Genomic DNA, 17095 nt, shown 5'->3' with positions numbered 1-17095 from the left:
GTTTGTGGTGTGAGTACCGAATCCGGCTGGGTTCCTCCCAGCACGTCCTTGTATACCGACCACTACGAGCTGACCATGCTGCAGGCCGCCCTGCGCTCCGGAGCTGCCCACCGGCGCTCCGTCTTCGAAGCGTTCGCCCGCAGGCTGCCGGACGGCCGCCGCTACGGCGTGGTTGCTGGCACCGGCCGGATCCTCGAGGGCATCCAGAACTTCACCTTCCCCGCAGCCCAGCTCGATTTCCTGGCCCGTACCAAGGTCGTCGACTCTCCCACGCTCGACTGGCTGGCGGATTTCAAGTTCAGCGGGGACATTTACGGCTATGCCGAAGGCGAAGCCTACTTTCCGTACTCGCCCATCCTCATCGTCGAAGCTTCATTCGCCGAAGCATGTGTGCTCGAAACCTTCATCCTGTCCGCGTTGAACCATGACAGCGCCATCGCCTCGGCGGCCTCCCGGATGACCAGCGCGGCCGGTGCCCGGCCCTGCATCGAGATGGGTTCCCGGCGCACGCAGGAAGAATCCGCCGTGGCGGCGGCGCGCGCGGCGGTGATCGCGGGGTTCACCAGCACCTCCAACCTGGAAGCGGGCTTCCGCTACGGCATCAAGACGGTGGGCACCGCGGCCCATTCCTTCACCCTGCTCCACGACAGCGAGCGGGCCGCCTTCGAGGCCCAGCTGGCTTCCCTCGGCAAGGGCACCACGCTGCTGGTCGATACGTACGACGTCGAAAATGCCGTCCGGACGGCCGTTGAGCTGGCCGGTCCGGAACTCGGCGGCGTGCGGCTGGACTCGGGCGATCTGGTCACGCAGGCCCAATGGGTCCGCAAGCTGCTGGACGATCTAGGCAACCACAACACACACATCACCGTCACGTCGGACCTGGACGAATTCGCTATTGCGGCCCTTGCCTCCGCCCCGGTGGACTCCTACGGCGTAGGCACGGAACTAGTCACCGGTTCCGGGGCCCCGACAGCGAGCATGGTGTACAAGCTGGTCAGCCGCGAAGATGACAACGGAAACCCGGTGCCAGTGGCCAAGGCGGCCAAGAACAAGGTCTCCGTCGGCGGCCGCAAATACGCCCTGCGCCGGCTCAATGAACGCGGCACCGCCACCGCGGAAATCGTCGGCATCGGCCACCGGCCGAAGGACGACGGCAATGACCGCCCGCTGATCGAACAGTTCATGAAGAACGGCGAGCTGCTGCCGGGATGGACCGGCGCCGAAGGCGTCGAGCGTGCGGCCGAGCGGCACCACAAGTCAATGGCCGAACTGCCCGGCACCATCCGCCGCCTGCAGCGCGGCGAAGCGGTAATTCCCACTGAGTTCGAGGAGTTTGAGGAGGAATCATGACCCGTGCACTGGTCATTGTGGATGTGCAGAACGATTTCTGCGAAGGTGGCTCGCTGGGTGTCGACGGCGGCGCCCGGGTTGCCGCGGACCTGAGCGAGCATCTGGAGGTCCACGGCATCAACTACGACTTCGTCGTGGCGACCCAGGACTGGCATATCGATCCGGGGACCCATTTTTCCGAGACGCCGGACTTCGTGGACAGCTGGCCGCCCCACTGCGTGGCCGGCACCAAGGGCGCACAGCTGCACCCGGACCTGGACACCGACGAGATCGACGCCTACTTCCGTAAGGGCGCCTATGCGGCGGCCTACTCCGGCTTCGAAGGCCTGCTTGCCCCGGAGGACGAGGTGGCCACCGGCGACCTGGAGGACGACGGCGACGAGGACGATGCGGAGGTACTCAGCCTGGACGACTGGCTGCGCCAGAACGAGGTGGACGAAGTGGTGGTCACAGGCATCGCCACGGACTATTGTGTCCGCGCCACTGCCCTTGACGCCGTGCAGGCCGGCTACTCGACGTCCGTCCTGCTGGACCTGACGGCTGGTATCAACGAGGAGCGGGTGGCCGAGACCATCGCGGAGCTCGAAGACAACGGCATCGAGGTTGTGCAGGAACAGGTACAGAACTGACCATTGCCTACAGGGCCTGCTTGAGGCCTATTTGCGGCCGATAAACCAGTCCTGGAGCTTCTTCAGCCGCTTGTTGAGCTGTTCCTCGTTGGCCTGGGCAACTGCCGGGCCGCCGCAGATCCGGCGCAGTTCGGAATGCACCATGCCGTGCGGCATGCCGGAGCGAGCGGACCAGGCTGATACGTTCTTGGCCAGCTGGCCGCGCAGTTCCGTCAGCTGCCGGTGGTCCACCACCTGCGGCTCGGGTTCCGGGGCGGCGCCGCTGCGCAGGCGTTTGCGGGACTGCTGCTCCTGCTGGCGCTGGCGCAGCAGCGTGCCCACCTGATCCGCATCCAGCAGGCCGGGAATGCCGAGGAAGTCCAGTTCGTCCTCGGACCCGATTTCGCCGCCGGTGCCGAATTCGCCGCCGTCGAAAAGCACCCGGTCGAACGACGCCTGGGATTCCAGCGCCTCGTACTTGCCCTTGGTCAGTGAGTCCGAAGCCTTGTCCTCCCGGTTGGCGGCCTCCATCAGGCCTTCTTCGGGAATGAAGCCCTCGTCGTTGTCCTTGTCCGGGCGGTCCAGCGCATGGTCGCGCTCCAGCTCCAACTGGTTGGCCAGGGCCATCAGGTTGGGCACGGAGGGCAGGAACACCGAGGCGGTCTCGCCGCGCGTCCGGGCACGCACGAAGCGTCCCACGGCCTGGGCGAAAAACAGCGGGGTCGCCGTGGAGGTGGCGTATACACCTACGGAGAGGCGCGGCACGTCGACGCCTTCGGACACCATGCGCACGGCAACCATCCAGCGGGTGTCAGAGGCAGAGAACTCTTCGATCTTCTCGGAGGCCCCCGCGTCGTCGGACAGGATCACCGTGGGCGATTCGCCGGTGATCCGGCTGAGCTGTCCGGCGTAGGCGCGGGCGTCCTCGTGGTCCGTGGCGATCACCAGTCCGCCGGCATCCGGGACGGCACGGCGGACCTCGGTCAGCCGCTTGTCGGCCGCCGCCAGCACCGAGGGAATCCACTGCCCCTGCGGGTTCAGCGCGGTCCGCCAGGCCTGCGCGGTGATGTCTTTGGTGACTGCCGCTTCACCAAGGGAGGCGGCATACTCTTCGCCCGCGCTGGTGCGCCAGCGCATCTGCCCCGAATATGCCATGAAGATCACCGGGCGGACCACATGGTCGCGCAGCGCATTGCCGTAGCCGTAGGTGTAGTCGGACTTGGAGCGGCGGATGCCCTCCTTGTCCTCGGCGTATTCGACGAAAGGGATGGCTGCCGTATCCGAGCGGAAGGGTGTACCGGTCAGGGCCAGGCGGCGGGTAGCCGGCTCGAATGCCTCGCGGATGCCGTCACCCCAGCTGAGCGCATCGCCCCCATGGTGGATTTCGTCCAGGATCACCAGCGTCTTGGCGACCTCCGTCTTGGCCCGGTGCAGCATCGGCTTCATCGCCACCTGCGCATAGGTTACGGCCACACCGATGAAGTCACGGCCGTGGGCGCCGTCGGAATTCTTGAAGTTCGGATCGATGGACAGTCCCACCCGCGCCGCGGCGTCGGCCCACTGGCGCTTCAGGTGGTCGGTCGGGGCGACGACGACGATGCGGTTGATCGTCCCGCGCTCGACAAGCTCTGTCGCGACCCGGAGCGCAAATGTGGTTTTACCGGCGCCGGGAGTAGCAACGGCCAGGAAGTCCTGCGGCGCCATCGAGAAGTACTTCTCCAGCGCTTCGGCCTGCCACTGGCGCAGCTTGGGCGCGGTACCCCAGGCAGCCCGTTCGGGGTAGGCGGGGGGTAGCGCCGGTCCGGAACCGAAGAGAGTGTCCTGGCTCATACTTTGCGAAACTCCTTGCGGTTTGCAGCTAATTGATCCTGTTCAGCACTGCGCCAGCCAGTGTACATGGCGGCCGCGGCGAAGACGGCCAGTGCGAGCCAGATCACCACGTACACGCCGGCGTCCGCAGGGTTGTCCGGGTTCCGCAGCAGCGCGAACAAACTCCCGGCTCCCGCGGTGCCGACCACGCCGCCGAGCTGGTCCGCCAGCTGCAGCGACGCCGAGTTCCGGCCCCGCTCGGCCGGATCGGACATCTTCAGAATCATGACCGACGTCGTGGACAACGCCATGCCCATGGAGAAACCGGCGATTCCCCACACGAGAATCAGCAGCCAGAACGGTGCCTCCGGGTTGGTCAGCAGCGACATCAGTCCCATGGCGGCGGCGAGCACGCCGGAACCGATGACCAGCAGCCAGTGCCGGTCTGTCCGCACGCGCGCCTGCACGAACGAGCCGATGCTCCAGCCCACCGCGCCCGAGGTCAGTGCCAGGCCTGCGGTCGCCGGCGAGATGCCGTGGGAAGCAACAAGCATCAGCGGGATGAAAGCCTCGGCGCCGAAAAACGCGAGGTTGATGAAGCCTCGGGTGGCGACGACACTGGGCAGCCCGCGCTTCAGGCGCAGCGTGCCGGCCGGCATGAGACCCGGCAGTGCCAGCAATGCCAGCACTGTACCTACGCCCGCCACGGCATAAAGTGCCGCGGCCGTTCCTGCCTCCGGCGTCTGGACTGCCTGGTACAGCGCCCACTGGGCCAGGAACACGCCGCCGGCCAGAACCAGCCCGCGGACAACCTGCTGCTTGCCCAGGCGCCGGTCCATGGTCGGCTTTTCCGGGGCGCCGAGATGGCGCACCGAGGGCCAGATCACCAGCACCGCCAGCAGCACGATTGGTGCCACGCCGTAGAAGACCAGCCGCCAGGACAAGTACTGCGCCAGCAGTCCGGCCACGTAGGGGCCGATCAGCGACGGCACCACCCAGGCCGCCGCGAGCCAGCCGAAAATGACCGGCTGCACCTGCTGGGGGTATGCCTGCCCGATGATCACGTAGACCGCCACGATCAGGAAGCCGCCGCCGAGCCCGGCAATGGCCCGGCCGGCGGTGAAGAGCCAGAACGTATCCGCCACGCCGGAGAGCACCAGGCCCGCCACCATCAGCGCCAGGCCAGCGCCCAGCGAGGGCGTCGGGCCCCTGACGTCGCACCAGATGCCGGCGATAACGGTGGCCAGCAGCGAGGCGGTCAGGAACATGGAGAACGCCAGCCCGTAGCTGGACTGACCGTGCAGCTCCTGCGCGACCACCGGCATCGCCGTGGCGACGGCCATCGCTTCGAACGCGGTCAGCGTGATGATGGCCAGCAGCCCGAGGGTCAGCGACCGATAGGCAGCCGACATCGCTCCCTCTGCGGCTGCGGCGGCTGGTGGTTCGGTCATCTGGTAATCAGCACATACTTTCAGGCAGCGGGCAACGGCCGCCGGATGGAACCTCCGACGGCCGCAGGTGAATGGAAGACAGGCTTACTTCTTGCCGGAATCGTCGTTTCCGGGACGCAGGCCCTCGTAGATTTCCTTGCACTCGGGGCAGACCGGGAACTTCTTGGGGTCGCGGCCCGGCGTCCAGACCTTGCCGCACAGGGCAATCACCGGCTCGCCGGAGAGCGCTGACTCCATGATCTTCTCTTTGCGCACATAGTGGGCAAAGCGCTCCCGGTCTCCGGGCTCGAGTTCCTCGCGCTGCTCTTCGCGCTCAATGGTCGCGGTGGAACCGCCCGGCCCCGAGGGATCGCGGTACGGGTCGTTTTCGAAGGGATCAGGAGGCAAAGTCATGTGTCCATCTTACCCGCCGCTTCCCCGCGCCCGGGGTAGGGACGACGGCGGAACCCAAGGCCCCGCCGTCGTTATTTGGACTTTTCTATGCAGCGGAGGCTACTTGTTGACGGCCACGGCCTGCAGCAGTTCGGGGGCACGGCGGTCGTACCACTTCCCGCCGGCCCGCAGTCCGATAAAGAGCAGCACAGCACCCAGCAGCAGGCCGACAGCCAGCGCGGCCCAGCTCCAGATCGCATCGCCGGTGAGCATGGCCGCCAGCAGCAGACCGCCTTCCGGGAGCACCAGCAGCAGTTGGACCGCCATGCCGCCCATCTGCACAATCATCATCCGGGCGGTCGAGCCGGGCGGAGTCTTGAAGGGGCTCTCCCCCGGCAGCGGCACGTTGTAGGTGTAGCGGGCCGACACCACGCTGGAGAGCCCGAAGCCGGTCAGCAGGGTGCCCAGCGACAGGCCCAGCACGCCGGGCAACAGTTCCCAGCTGCCCAGCCATATGAAGGGTACGACGGCGAAAACCAGCGTCACCGGCAGCGCAAACACCGCGCAGGCCAGCACGCGCCCGGCCCGGTCCGCGAGGCCGCTGACGCCGGTGGTCAGGTGCAGGGCAAAGGCGGTGTTGTCGTAGGAGATGTCGGCCGAGATGCCGAAGGCGAGCAGGAACGCCATGATCGGCCCGAGCCAGATCATGAAGCCGAAATCGCCGCCCTGCGAGAAGGCGAAGAACATCACCACCGGGATCAGCGGAACGGAAATCAGCGAAGCGCCATACCGCGGATCCTTGAACCAATAGGTCAGGGCCCGGGCCGCGACGGCGCCCGTGGGCGTGGCCGGAAAGCGGGAGAAGAAGCCCAGGCGGCCGGCGGCCCGGCGGGTTACCGAATTGTACGGCGGTGTCACCAGCGCACGGGCCAGGCTGATTTTCCACAGCCAGGCGATCAGGGCCAGGAACGCCGCACCGATGGCGAAACGGGCCGCCGCCACGCCCCAGTTCCCCAGTGCCAGGTCGCCGGGCACTGCCCAGATGCTCCCCAGCGGGGTCCACGCGAGGGTGTCGGCCAGCAAGGGGAGGAAATCGCGCGAGCTCTGCAGCCCCTCGGTGACGCCGATGATGATCGGGCCCAGGAGCATCAGCGGAATGATGCCGATGATGCCGCTGAAGTCTTTGAACCGACGGGAACTTGCCAGCGTGGTCGACGCGGACGTAGTCAGCCGGGAAAGCACAATGCAGGTCAAAACAGCGACGGCGGCGCAGGGTACGGCGGCAACCATCGCCACGGGCTGGCGCCACCACATGGCCGCTTGGCCCAAGGCCGCCAGCAGGGTGACCAGGCCCGGAATACCGATGACGCCGCCGATGGCCAGGCCCAGCAGCAGCTGCCGCATGGGCACGGCGAAGGTGACAAAACGGGCCGGATCCAGCGTCATATCGACGCCGGTAGCCACCATGGGGATCAGCGCCCAGCCCAGGAACGCGGCCGCACCGCCGAGGATGACGGCCATCCGTCCAATGCCGGGTTCGTGCGTGGCCAGCAGGACCAGCCCGGCGACGAGCAGCACCAGGACACCCAGCGCATAGAGGCCGCCGAGGATGACGCCGACCAGTTGCCAGGGGCTGCGCTTGAAGCCGTTGCGCAGCAGGGTCAGCTTGAGCCTTACGAGGTGCGCAACCACTCGAGCCCCTCCGCCTGGTTCCGGCCGCCAACCAACTGCACAAACCGGTCCTCCAGGCTGGCGCCGGCCCGGACCTCGTCCACGGTGCCGGCCGCCAGCACGTTGCCGTTGGCGATGACGGCGACGTGGTCGCACATGCGCTGGACCAGGTCCATCACGTGGCTCGAGACGATCACGGTGCCGCCGGAGTCCACGTAATCGTGCAGAATGTCCCGGATGTTGGCCGCCGAGACCGGGTCCACCGCCTCGAACGGCTCATCCAGCACCAGCAGCTTGGGCGCATGGATCAACGCCGAAGCCAGCGCGATTTTCTTGGTCATACCCGCAGAGTAGTCCACCACCAGCGTGCCTGCGTCATTAGTCAGGTCCATCGCCCGCAGCAGGTCCGCCACCCGGCCGGCCACGGTCTCCCGGTCCATCCCGCGCAGCAGACCGGCGTAGGTGACCAGCTGCTCGCCCGTCAATCGGTCAAAAAGCCGCACGCCGTCGGGCAGCACTCCCATCAGCCGCTTGGCTTCTAGCGGCTGGGCCCACACGTCGACACCGTGCACCCAGACCTGGCCGTAGTCCGGACGCAACAGCCCCGTTGCCATGGACAAAGAGGTCGTCTTGCCAGCGCCATTAGGTCCCACCAGGCCGTAGAACGATCCCGCCGGCACATCCAGGTTCACGCCGTTGACGGCGATCTTCCCGCCGAAGCGCTTCGCCAGACCGCGGACTGCCAGCGCCGGTGCGCGCGGCGGAACTGCGGCTGTCCCGGCCGGCCCGGCCGGCTCGGGGTAGTCAGATGGTGCAGGAGATGCCGTGCCGGATTCGGCGGGCGGCCAGGCGTCGGGGGATGTCATGAACCCACGGTAACAACGCCGGTTCCCTGTTCACATCATCCGCAAGGACTAAAAATTCTCCCTCACGGCAGCCCGCTCGTACTGCGGAGCCCAGGGCAGATCATGGCCGAGTTCGACGGCGGCGCGCTGCCACCAATGCGGGTCACGCAAGGCGGCGCGCGCGATCAGGACGGCGTCGGCCTCGCCGTCGGAAATAATGCGGTCGGCATGCCTGGCCGAGGAAATCAGCCCCACCGCACCGACGGGCATCCCGGTCCGCTGCCGGAGTTCTGCGGCGAAGGGCACCTGGTAGCCGGGAGCCAGCGGAATGCGGACACCGGGCACCGCGCCGCCGCTGGAAACATCGACGAAATCCACTCCATGCTCGCGCGCGGCAGCCGCGATCCGCGAAACCGAATCCGGGTCCAGCCCGCCCGGGGCCCAGTCCGAGGCCGAAACGCGCAGCAGCAGCGGCATGGCATCAGGGATCACCCCACGGACTGCGTCGATGACCGCAAGCAGCAGCTTTGACCGCTTCGGCTCGGATCCTCCCCAGGCATCGTCCCGGTTATTGACCAGGGGGCTGAGGAACTGGTGCAGCAGGTAGCCGTGGGCGCCGTGGATTTCGATGGTGTCGAACCCGGCCCATACGGCACGCGCCGCGGCATCCCTGAAGTCAGTAATGACCTGCTGGATTCCGTTTTCATCCAGAGCCTCCGGTGCGTCCAGTCCGCCGAACGGTTCGCTGGTCGGGGCGAGAGTCTGCCAGCCGCCTTCCGAGCGCGGGACACTTCCATGCTCGACGGCGAATGGCCAGTAGGTGGACGCCTTGCGGCCGGCATGGGCAAGTTGAATGCCGATCTTCGCACCTGCTGCCCCGTGCCGGTGGACAAAATCCGTGATCCGGCTCCAGGCATCTGCCTGCGCGTCGGTCCAGATGCCGGTGTCACGGCCGCTGATGCGTCCTGCGGCGCTTACCGCCGTGGCTTCGGTCAGGATCAGTGCTGCTCCCCCGACCGCGAACTGGCCCAGATGCATCAGATGCCAGTCGTTGGGCACCCCTGGAGCGTCCGCGCCATCCACGGAGTACTGGCACATGGGTGCAACCCATCCGCGGTGCGCCAGCTCCAGGCCCCGCAGGGTAATGCGGCTGAACAGTCCGGTTGTCGCGTCGGCAGCCACCGGGCCCGCCTTTAAAAGAGCGCCCGGGCCAAGGCCTGGCGGGCTTTGGAAACCCGCGGGTCCGTGGCTCCGACAACCTCGAACAGGTCCACCAGGCGCGCGCGTGCCGCTTCGCGGTTATCGCCTGCGTTTCGCGCGACAAACTTCACCAGCCGCGCAAATGCATCTTCGATATGGCCGCCGGATACGTCCAGGTCCGCCACCGCCAGCTGTGCTGCAAGATCATCCGGGTTCTCCGCAGCGGCGGTGCGGATAGCTGCGCCATCGGCACCCTCCAGGCGCTGCATCAGTTCAACCTGCGCCAGCCCGGTCTTGGCTTCATTGTCGGCGGGCTGCTCGGCCAGTGCCTTGCGGTAGGCGGCGGCAGCGGCGGCATAGTCGCCGGCTTCGATGGCATCGAACGCCTCCTGATGCAGTGGCGGCAGCGGCGGTTCGGCCGGGGCTTCCTCCTGGCCATCGGCAGAACCGGCGCGCCCGGTCACTCCGTTGGCTTCAGCCACCTTGAGCAGTTCCTCGACGAACGAACGCAGCTCCTCTTCGCTGGCGAGGCCCTGGAACAGTGGAATGGGCTGGCCCTTCAGCAAGGCCACGGCCGCTGGCACGCTCTGCAGCTGGAACGCCTGCCCGATGCCGGGGCTGGCCTCCACGTCAACCCGCGCCAGGATGAACCGGCCGGCGTATTCGTCCGCCACCGTCCGGAACACGGCGGACAACTGCTGGGCGAGATCGCTGTATCCGGCCGTGAGTTCCACGATCACCGGAACCTGCGCGGAAAGCTGCACCAGGGAAGAGAAGCTCTCCTGATTGACGTCTACGATGTAGGGCACGCGGGCGCCGTTGCCGTCCTGACCGGCAGGCGCCGCCGTACCGGGCGCGTTGCCCGCAGGCTGCTGCGGCCGCTTGAGCGCGGACAGATCCACGGCTCCGCGGAGATTAAGGGATGACGGCGCAGGGCCCTGCCCTGAAGCTGGAATGCTCATGACATCACACTAATACGTATCCTCGGGGCGTTCCGAATTCGGCGGGCCGGTATTCGGTCTTACTTCAAGCGGACATCCACCAGGTCCTGGGCCACGCCGATAACGGTGATCGGCTCCTTCGATCCTGCCGGCGGAACATAGATGGCTACGGACTCACCGTAAGTTACGTCCACGCCCTCCGTGGTGGACTTCTCCCCTGCCAGCGCCGCGAACTCTTCAGAGAGTCCGACGGTGGCTCCCGGTTCCGAAGGAACGCTGCTCATGACGTTGCGCATATAGCCGTAAACCATGGCACCGCCGTCGGCCGTCTTCAGCGCCCGCACGGACTTTCCGTCGACGCTGCGGCTGAAGGAGATCTCCGCATTGTCATTGGATGCGACCTGGTCCTTCTGGAAGGACGTGATCTGTTCGGCGAACGTATTCTCCGCGACGGCTTCCTTGTTCTTGCCGTCCGTCAGGTAGCTGGCCAGCAGGTTCAGGGCCTCCTGCGGCGCGTGCAGCAGTCCGTCCTTGCTGTCGGCCGGCACGGATGGGGATCCGCCCTTTTCGGTGGAGACCTGGGGGAAGGTTGTACCGGGCAGCATCTGCACGGCGTGGACCATCTTGTAGTTCTCCCGCGGCGTTTCCTGCGAGAGCACCACTACCTGCGGAACCGGATTGTCGTCGCCCCGCGTCACCGCCACCACGGTCCGGGGCCATTCCGGGCCGCTGTCGACCATGGAGGTCAGAACCGGATCGGCGGCAACGGGCACGGGTGCCGCCATATCGCCGTTCTCTGCACGCACCTTGTAGTTGGCCTCGCGCAGTGCGAGGGCTGCGCCGCCGACCCGGGCGTTGAGTTCGCCGGCGTCGCGGGCAGCGTCACCCGCGGTGACAGCTCCGGCCACTGCATCCATAATGCGGTTCAACTGCCCGTCCAGCACGACGGGGTAGCCGGCCGCTGCTGCCTCGGGCGAAGCGGCAGGCTCGCCGGCGTGCGCCGGCAGGACCTGCGCGGTCAGCGCCGTTCCGGCAGCGAGCACGACGGCCAAGGCACCGGCGCCGGAACGACGTGTAACGGCACGCGATTCAGCCCTTCCGGCAGAGTCACGCGGACCGCCTCCTGCTGCCACACGGCGGCCGCCGACAACTGCGGTCTCGTCCAGGCTGCCGGTCGGCCGGTTACCCTGCCCACCGGCCGGGGCAGCTCCGCCGCTCCGGCGGGAAATGATGGCGATCGCCAGTCCAAGTACTGCCAGCAGCGCGCCGATAATGATCAGGGCAATGCTGCCGGGAGAAGAGGTGTCGTTCGGCCAGCTGACCGTAACGTTCGTGGGGGCCGGCTTGGTACCGTCCGCGGCCAGCAGGATCGACCACTCGCCCTCGGCCGGCGCGATCCACCGGTGCTCGGTGCTTTGCTCGGCGGTCTCCTCGCTGACCCACAGGTCCGATCCTGCGGGGTTGGGAACCTTGGCGTCCCCCTCTACCGCGCTGCCCTGCAGTTGTCCGTCTTCGATGGCGGAAATGGAAGTATGCGCGGCTTCGCCGACCCATGCGTCGATGTCGCCGGCACGGCCCACAGCCAGGAAGAACTCTCCCTCGCCTTCAACCGTGATGTCCACGCGTTCATCATCCACGCCCAGTACGCCGGGCTCGATCACCGTCACCGGTGCCGTCGATTCAGCCGCTGAATAGTTCGCGGAAACTGTCTCCGGAGGTGCCCAGACGGTTCGCAGGGCGATTCCGAGCACCACGGCGAGGAGGCCGGCTGCAATCAGGGCCACTGCAATTTTTAAACGCACAAAAATACCTATCAATCGTCGCTGCGGGGCATGACGCCCGCGTCAAACCGCGGCAGGAGAGGGTCAGTCCGCGGGTAGAAATGTCATCGCTCGTCATCGGCCGATCTTTTATAACCCTATGGTAACGAAAAAGACTGTTAGAGTGCCTTCTTGGTGACAGCGGCCACCCGGGCACCGGCGTTCCTGCCCTGCCACCATGGTTGCTGCTGACAACCGCTGATACTCTTCGACAAAGTCCATCCCGTCTACGTTCGCGGGCTGAGGGAAACAGGTTAATACGCGTGAGGGAGCATACAGGAAATCCGGCTGGTGCCGAGGGCAACGACAACTCCAGTGAACCGAAGGCCCAGCTTCCGGTCCCGGTCACCACGCATGCCCGCCGGAAATCCGTCCTGACCGCCCTCGGCCGGATCGGCGCCTCCATACCGCGCGCCCAGCCACGTCTCCGGTTCGAAATGCCGCCGGAAGCCCAGACACCTGATGAGGCTGACGACGTCGAGCCACCCCCTCCCGCCGCTGTCTCCGGCTATACCGCTGCCCACCATCCCATCCACTTCGGTTTCATGGCGACTATCGGTGTCGGTATGGCGCTGCTGTTGTATTTCATCCTCACCAACATCGGCGAACTGCTCGGCTGGATCACCGCCGCGCTCTTCATCGCGCTCGGCCTGGATCCGGTGGTGCGGTGGCTGGAGCGCAAGGGCTTGCCACGGCCTGCCGGAGTTGTCGCCGTCGTGCTTGCGTTGGCCGGGCTCCTGGCGGCGTTCTTCTCAACGCTCATTCCGACAATCGTCAACCAGACAACGCAGATCGTGGCCAACGCGCCGAGATACGTAGACGAATTCCTGGAGTCGCCGGTATTCCAATCCATCGACGAACGGTTCCAGGTCCGCAACCGCGTGGATGAGGAAGTGGCCAGGTTCTTTGCCAACTCCGACGCCGTCACCGGCATCTTCGGGGGCGTGCTAGGCGTCGGCAGCAGGGTCTTCCAAGGTGCCTTCGGGGCACTGATCGTGCTGGTTCTGACCCTGTATTTCCTCGCCTCGTTGCCAGCGATGAAGGTCTGGGCTTACCGGCTGGCGCCGAGATCGCGGCGGCAACGTGTCCAGTTCCTCGCCGAGGAAATCACCGGCAGCGTCGGCAGTTATGTGATCGGGCAGGCCTGTGTCGCCCTCGTCAACGCGCTGGTGGCCTTCATCGCCATGTCCATCGCCGGCGTTCCATTCAGCGTGTTGCTGGCATTCCTGGTAGCACTGCTGGCCTTCATCCCACTGGTGGGCGGCATGATCGCTGGAATCATGGTCTCGCTCGTGGCGCTCACCGTGGACTGGCAGACGGCAGTGCTCTTTGCCATCATCTACTTCGCCTACCTGCAGTTCGAGGCGTATTTCGTCTCGCCCCGGATCATGCAACGCGCGGTCGCCGTGCCGGGTGCCGTAGCGGTCATCGCCGTCATTGCCGGCGGCCTGTTGATGGGCGTCCTCGGTGCCCTCATGGCGATTCCTGCAGCGGCAGCCGTAATGCTGCTGCTCAAGGAGGTCATCATCAGCCGGCAAGACCAGCGCTAGCCTGCCGCGGGAATTCCTCGGCTAGCGGTAACGGAAACTTCGGGTCTTCCAGCAATGCGGGTGCCAGTGCCGCCGTTCGGCCAGGGCCGTTTCCGCACCAAAGAGCGAGTCCTGCCGCCATGCCACCAGGTGTTCCACGCCGGGACGGATCATCTGCCCGCATCCCGGGCAGGTGTAGTCCTTGGCAGCGCTGCCCGGCGTTATCCTCCGCACGTTCCACTCCCCGTCCGGCGCGCTCTGCCGTTCCGGGATACCCGCCCGGGCCCGGTCCAGGTCAAGCTCGGCGCCCTGCGCCCATTTACGTGACGCCGTCCCAGTGCGGCGGCGGGGACGGTTTGAACGGGGCATGGGTCAATTCTGCCCCACCACACAGGGGCCCGCACAAACTAACGTAAAGTGGCCTACTGTGCGTTTAGTTATTGCCCGCTGCTCAGTTGATTACATCGGCCGTCTCCGCGCCCATCTGCCGCTGGCCACACGCCTGCTGATGGTCAAGGCGGATGGCTCCGTTCTCATCCATTCCGACGGCGGCTCCTACAAGCCGCTGAACTGGATGAGCCCGCCCGCCAGACTCCGTGTCGAGGCTCCGGACGAAACCGATGCTGCCGACGGAGTAGCCGAAGTCTGGCACGTCCAGCATGCCAAGAGCGACGACAGGCTCGTCATCCAGATCCACGAGCAGCTCCACGAGTTCAGCCACGAACTCGGCGTCGACCCGGGCCTGGTCAAGGACGGTGTCGAAGCAGACCTGCAGCGTTTGCTGGCCGAGCAGATCCACACCCTCGGCGAGGGCTACAGTCTGATCCGCCGGGAGTACATGACCGCCATCGGTCCCGTCGATATTCTGGCCCGCGATGCCACCGGCGCGACCGTGGCCGTCGAGCTCAAACGCCGCGGCGATATCGACGGCGTGGAGCAGCTGACCCGCTATCTTGAACTGCTCAACCGCGACCCCCTGCTGGCGCCGGTGAAGGGGGTCTTCGCGGCCCAGCAGATCAAGCCCCAGGCACGGGTGCTGGCATCGGACCGCGGCATAGACTGCCTGACCTTGGACTACGACGCCATGCGCGGCGTTGACGACAGCGAAGCACGCTTGTTCTGAGCCTGAACGGGCCGCCTGTGAAGCGGGGATGGGCACTCCCGCAACCGCGGGAGAACATTTGCTTAACAAACGATTGAATGCGCCCACAGGCCGTTGACCTGCCCTTTTACGTATGTGATGCTTAACGCAGTCTTTGTGTATGTGTGTTTTTCATGCTCGCAAGACATGTTGCGAGTGTGAAGCTCCTCACGGTTTCGGCGACCCGCCGGACATGAGGTCTTCCACGGAGTGACCCCGGTCCGGTACGAGGTGTGCCGGACTAAAAGTTCCACTATGAGGAGAAATAAATGGCACAGGGGACCGTCAAGTGGTTCAACGCTGAAAAGGGCTTCGGCTTCATCACCCCGGATGATTCCGACGGCGATGTTTTCGTCCACTACTCTGAAATCCAGACGGGTGGTTTCAAGACCCTGGACGAAAACCAGCGCGTGACCTTCGAGATCGGGCAGGGCGCCAAGGGACCGCAGGCCACCGGCGTAACCGTCATCTGATTTCGAATACCACCTCGCGGCACCGCTGCGACGGACTTGCACAGAGGTCCCCGGAGGAATCCGGGGACCTCTGACGTTAACGCAATCTCCCGGCCAACGCACCAGGCTCCGGCTCGCTCCCCTGCCGGGCCACGGCAGCACCCAAGGAGCGCAGCTTCTCGTCGAAACGCTCATAGCCGCGGTCTATATGGTCCACGCCCCGGACCTCGGTCACGCCGTCAGCTACCAGGCCGGCAATCACCAGGGCGGCCCCGGCACGGATGTCGTTTGCCACCACGGGCGCCCCGGATAGCTGCGGCACTCCCCTGATCAAGGCATGGTGCCCATCCAACCGGACCACAGCGCCGAGCCGGGCCAGTTCAGAGGTGAAACCCCACCGCGCCTCAAAAACGTTTTCGGTCACCATGCCGTTGCCATCCGCCACCGCGTTCAATGCAACAACGAATGGCTGGAGGTCCGTCGGGAAACCCGGATACGGCAGCGTGGAGACGTTGATGGGGGCCGGACGGCCATTGCCCTCGACGATGAATCCATCCGCGCGGGTAGTGATTGTGCACCCGGCCTGGGCAAGCTTGTCCAGCACCACGGAGAGATGTTCCGGAACCGCGTTGCAGACGTCGACGCTCCCGCCGCTCATGGCAGCGGCGAACGCCCACGTACCCGCAACGATCCGGTCCGGAACAGTACGGTGCGTGACAGGCCTCAAGCGTTCGACGCCGGTGATAACCAACGTCGGCGAACCGATCCCTTCGATCTCCGCGCCCATGGCCACCAGCAACTCGGCGATATCGCAGATCTCCGGTTCCCGTGCCGCGTTGTCAATGGTCGTAACGCCGTGTGCCAGGGTCGCAGCCATCATCAGATTCTCGGTTGCCCCTACCGAAGGAAACGGGAGCCTGTGGTGGGCGCCGTGCAGGCCGTCAGGCGCACGCGCGACTAGATAGCCGTGGTCGATGACTATCTCCGCCCCCATCAGCTCCAGGCCGCTGCGGTGCATGTCCAAGCCGCGGGAGCCAATGGCATCTCCACCGGGCAGTGCTACTTCTGCCTGGTGGCAGCGGGCTACCAGCGGTCCCAACACCGATATCGACGCCCGCATCGCCCGGACCAGGTCATAGTCAGCCTGATGGGCCGGCTCAGCAGGAACGTCAATGTGCACGCAGGAGGTATCGACGTCGTAATCAACTGTGCAGCCAAGCCTTCGCAGCAACTCCGCCATGATCCACACGTCCTGGATATTCGGCACGTTGGTGATCGTGGACTTTCCCTCGGCCAGCAGCACGGCAGCCATCAGTTTCAAGACACTGTTCTTCGCCCCAGCCACCTCAACCCGCCCCGACAGGGTGCTGGGTCCGTTGACGACGATCACATCTTCCATAGTCCCCATCCTAATGAGCGGTCCGTAAAGAACAGCGGCGCGGCTCCGGTGAGGAGCCGCGCCGCGAAAGCATTTTCAACGCCAGGTACCGATCCCTATCACCGGACCGGCCTCCAACCAGGAAGACAGACCCGCGTAAACATCGAAACTCATGGCGAGCAGTAATTCCTGCTGGTCATGGCGAAGCATTACCACGATGGCCCCGGGCTGAATTTTCGCCCGCTCGGCCTCCGTAGGTTGGCGCCACCCCTGCAGCTCCAAGGCGCTGCGCCGGAATCTGTAGCGCGGGCTGGGACTCAGGGAAAAGAGCCGCAGCCACTCCAGGTGTTTGTCCGCATAACGACAAACCCCCATCTGCCAGCTGCCAGGCAGCATGCAGATGGAGGCGTCAAAAGTGCCAAGGGCGCGCCGCAGTTGATAGCGGCGCACCCCGAAGGCAAGCAGCGTCAGCAGCAGCAGCAGGAACAGAGCCGCCAGAATAGCGAACGTGTAACCGACTTCTTCCAC

Annotated in this window: 16 protein-coding genes; 5 read left to right on the top strand and 11 right to left on the bottom strand. The window is 65.8% G+C overall.

Translation table 11 applies throughout. The features are described 5' to 3' along the window. Positions 1–9 precede the first annotated feature (9 nt). Positions 10–1350, top strand: coding sequence for a nicotinate phosphoribosyltransferase (locus AC3A4M_RS03070; protein WP_498733920.1), 1341 nt, complete (start codon positions 10–12; stop codon positions 1348–1350). Further along, positions 1347–1979 (top strand): isochorismatase family protein, encoded by a 633-nt coding sequence (locus AC3A4M_RS03065; protein ID WP_498733918.1) that lies wholly within the window; start codon positions 1347–1349, stop codon positions 1977–1979. Before AC3A4M_RS03070 ends, AC3A4M_RS03065 begins: the two co-directional genes overlap by 4 nt. A gap of 27 nt (positions 1980–2006) precedes the next feature. Here AC3A4M_RS03065 and AC3A4M_RS03060 read toward each other — a convergent pair whose 3' ends face one another. From AC3A4M_RS03060 to AC3A4M_RS03025, 8 genes are all read right to left on the bottom strand, one after another. Next, positions 2007–3788 (bottom strand): DEAD/DEAH box helicase, encoded by a 1782-nt coding sequence (locus tag AC3A4M_RS03060; RefSeq protein ID WP_498733916.1) that lies wholly within the window; start codon positions 3786–3788, stop codon positions 2007–2009. Beyond that, positions 3785–5218, bottom strand: a complete 1434-nt coding sequence (locus tag AC3A4M_RS03055) for an MFS transporter (RefSeq protein WP_498733914.1) — start codon at positions 5216–5218, stop codon at positions 3785–3787. The genes AC3A4M_RS03060 and AC3A4M_RS03055 overlap by 4 nt, the downstream gene beginning before the upstream one ends. Positions 5219–5302: 84 nt before the next feature. Beyond that, a complete protein-coding gene (locus AC3A4M_RS03050) occupies positions 5303–5611 on the bottom strand; it encodes a DUF3039 domain-containing protein (protein WP_074701707.1) in 309 nt (102 codons plus the stop codon). A 99-nt stretch (positions 5612–5710) separates the two neighbouring features. Next, positions 5711–7282 (bottom strand): transporter, encoded by a 1572-nt coding sequence (locus tag AC3A4M_RS03045; RefSeq protein ID WP_498733912.1) that lies wholly within the window; start codon positions 7280–7282, stop codon positions 5711–5713. Further along, positions 7264–8127 carry an ABC transporter ATP-binding protein gene (locus tag AC3A4M_RS03040; RefSeq protein ID WP_498733910.1) on the bottom strand — a complete coding sequence of 288 codons (864 nt, stop codon included), beginning with the start codon at positions 8125–8127 and terminating at the stop codon, positions 7264–7266. Before AC3A4M_RS03040 ends, AC3A4M_RS03045 begins: the two co-directional genes overlap by 19 nt. Positions 8128–8175: 48 nt before the next feature. Continuing rightward, the gene (locus tag AC3A4M_RS03035) at positions 8176–9288 is read right to left on the bottom strand and encodes an NADH:flavin oxidoreductase/NADH oxidase (RefSeq protein ID WP_498733908.1); all 1113 of its coding nucleotides are present in this window, start codon (positions 9286–9288) and stop codon (positions 8176–8178) included. An 11-nt stretch (positions 9289–9299) separates the two neighbouring features. Beyond that, on the bottom strand, positions 9300–10268 hold the full coding sequence (locus AC3A4M_RS03030) for a co-chaperone YbbN (protein ID WP_498732619.1): 969 nt from the start codon (positions 10266–10268) through the stop codon (positions 9300–9302). Positions 10269–10327: 59 nt separating this feature from the next. After that, positions 10328–12049, bottom strand: a complete 1722-nt coding sequence (locus AC3A4M_RS03025; protein WP_498733905.1) for a DUF8094 domain-containing protein — start codon at positions 12047–12049, stop codon at positions 10328–10330. 281 nt (positions 12050–12330) lie between these two features. Between AC3A4M_RS03025 and AC3A4M_RS03020 the strand changes: the two genes are divergently transcribed. Continuing rightward, positions 12331–13617 (top strand): AI-2E family transporter, encoded by a 1287-nt coding sequence (locus AC3A4M_RS03020; RefSeq protein ID WP_498733902.1) that lies wholly within the window; start codon positions 12331–12333, stop codon positions 13615–13617. 21 nt (positions 13618–13638) lie between these two features. On the opposite strand, the gene AC3A4M_RS03015 is transcribed toward AC3A4M_RS03020, so the two are convergent. Continuing rightward, positions 13639–13965, bottom strand: coding sequence for an Rv1322 family protein (locus tag AC3A4M_RS03015; protein WP_498733898.1), 327 nt, complete (start codon positions 13963–13965; stop codon positions 13639–13641). A gap of 58 nt (positions 13966–14023) precedes the next feature. Between AC3A4M_RS03015 and nucS the strand changes: the two genes are divergently transcribed. Further along, entirely contained in the window at positions 14024–14719 is a 696-nt protein-coding gene (nucS, locus tag AC3A4M_RS03010) for an endonuclease NucS (protein WP_139004891.1), read from the top strand. Between the two features lie 287 nt (positions 14720–15006). After that, entirely contained in the window at positions 15007–15210 is a 204-nt protein-coding gene (locus AC3A4M_RS03005; RefSeq protein ID WP_074701697.1) for a cold-shock protein, read from the top strand. Between the two features lie 76 nt (positions 15211–15286). Here the strand turns inward: AC3A4M_RS03005 and murA are convergent, their stop codons facing one another. Next, positions 15287–16588 carry a UDP-N-acetylglucosamine 1-carboxyvinyltransferase gene (gene murA, locus AC3A4M_RS03000; RefSeq protein ID WP_498733894.1) on the bottom strand — a complete coding sequence of 434 codons (1302 nt, stop codon included), beginning with the start codon at positions 16586–16588 and terminating at the stop codon, positions 15287–15289. A 75-nt stretch (positions 16589–16663) separates the two neighbouring features. After that, entirely contained in the window at positions 16664–17095 is a 432-nt protein-coding gene (locus AC3A4M_RS02995) for a DUF2550 domain-containing protein (RefSeq protein ID WP_498733892.1), read from the bottom strand.

This window comes from Arthrobacter sp. Soil_C_60, assembly GCF_057656375.1.
This window is presented reverse-complemented; position numbering and strand designations above follow the sequence as displayed.

Excerpts from the sequence above, each read along its gene's own strand:
- AC3A4M_RS03005 (WP_074701697.1), top strand. The coding sequence starts at position 15,007 with ATGGCACAGGGGACCGTCAAGTGGTTCAACGCTGAAAAGGGCTTCGGC.
- murA (WP_498733894.1), bottom strand. The coding sequence starts at position 16,588 with ATGGAAGATGTGATCGTCGTCAACGGACCCAGCACCCTGTCGGGGCGG.
- AC3A4M_RS03015 (WP_498733898.1), bottom strand. The coding sequence starts at position 13,965 with ATGCCCCGTTCAAACCGTCCCCGCCGCCGCACTGGGACGGCGTCACGT.
- AC3A4M_RS03040 (WP_498733910.1), bottom strand. The coding sequence starts at position 8,127 with ATGACATCCCCCGACGCCTGGCCGCCCGCCGAATCCGGCACGGCATCT.
- AC3A4M_RS03060 (WP_498733916.1), bottom strand. The coding sequence starts at position 3,788 with ATGAGCCAGGACACTCTCTTCGGTTCCGGACCGGCGCTACCCCCCGCC.
- AC3A4M_RS03050 (WP_074701707.1), bottom strand. The coding sequence starts at position 5,611 with ATGACTTTGCCTCCTGATCCCTTCGAAAACGACCCGTACCGCGATCCC.
- AC3A4M_RS03055 (WP_498733914.1), bottom strand. The coding sequence starts at position 5,218 with ATGACCGAACCACCAGCCGCCGCAGCCGCAGAGGGAGCGATGTCGGCT.
- AC3A4M_RS03030 (WP_498732619.1), bottom strand. The coding sequence starts at position 10,268 with ATGAGCATTCCAGCTTCAGGGCAGGGCCCTGCGCCGTCATCCCTTAAT.
- AC3A4M_RS03065 (WP_498733918.1), top strand. The coding sequence starts at position 1,347 with ATGACCCGTGCACTGGTCATTGTGGATGTGCAGAACGATTTCTGCGAA.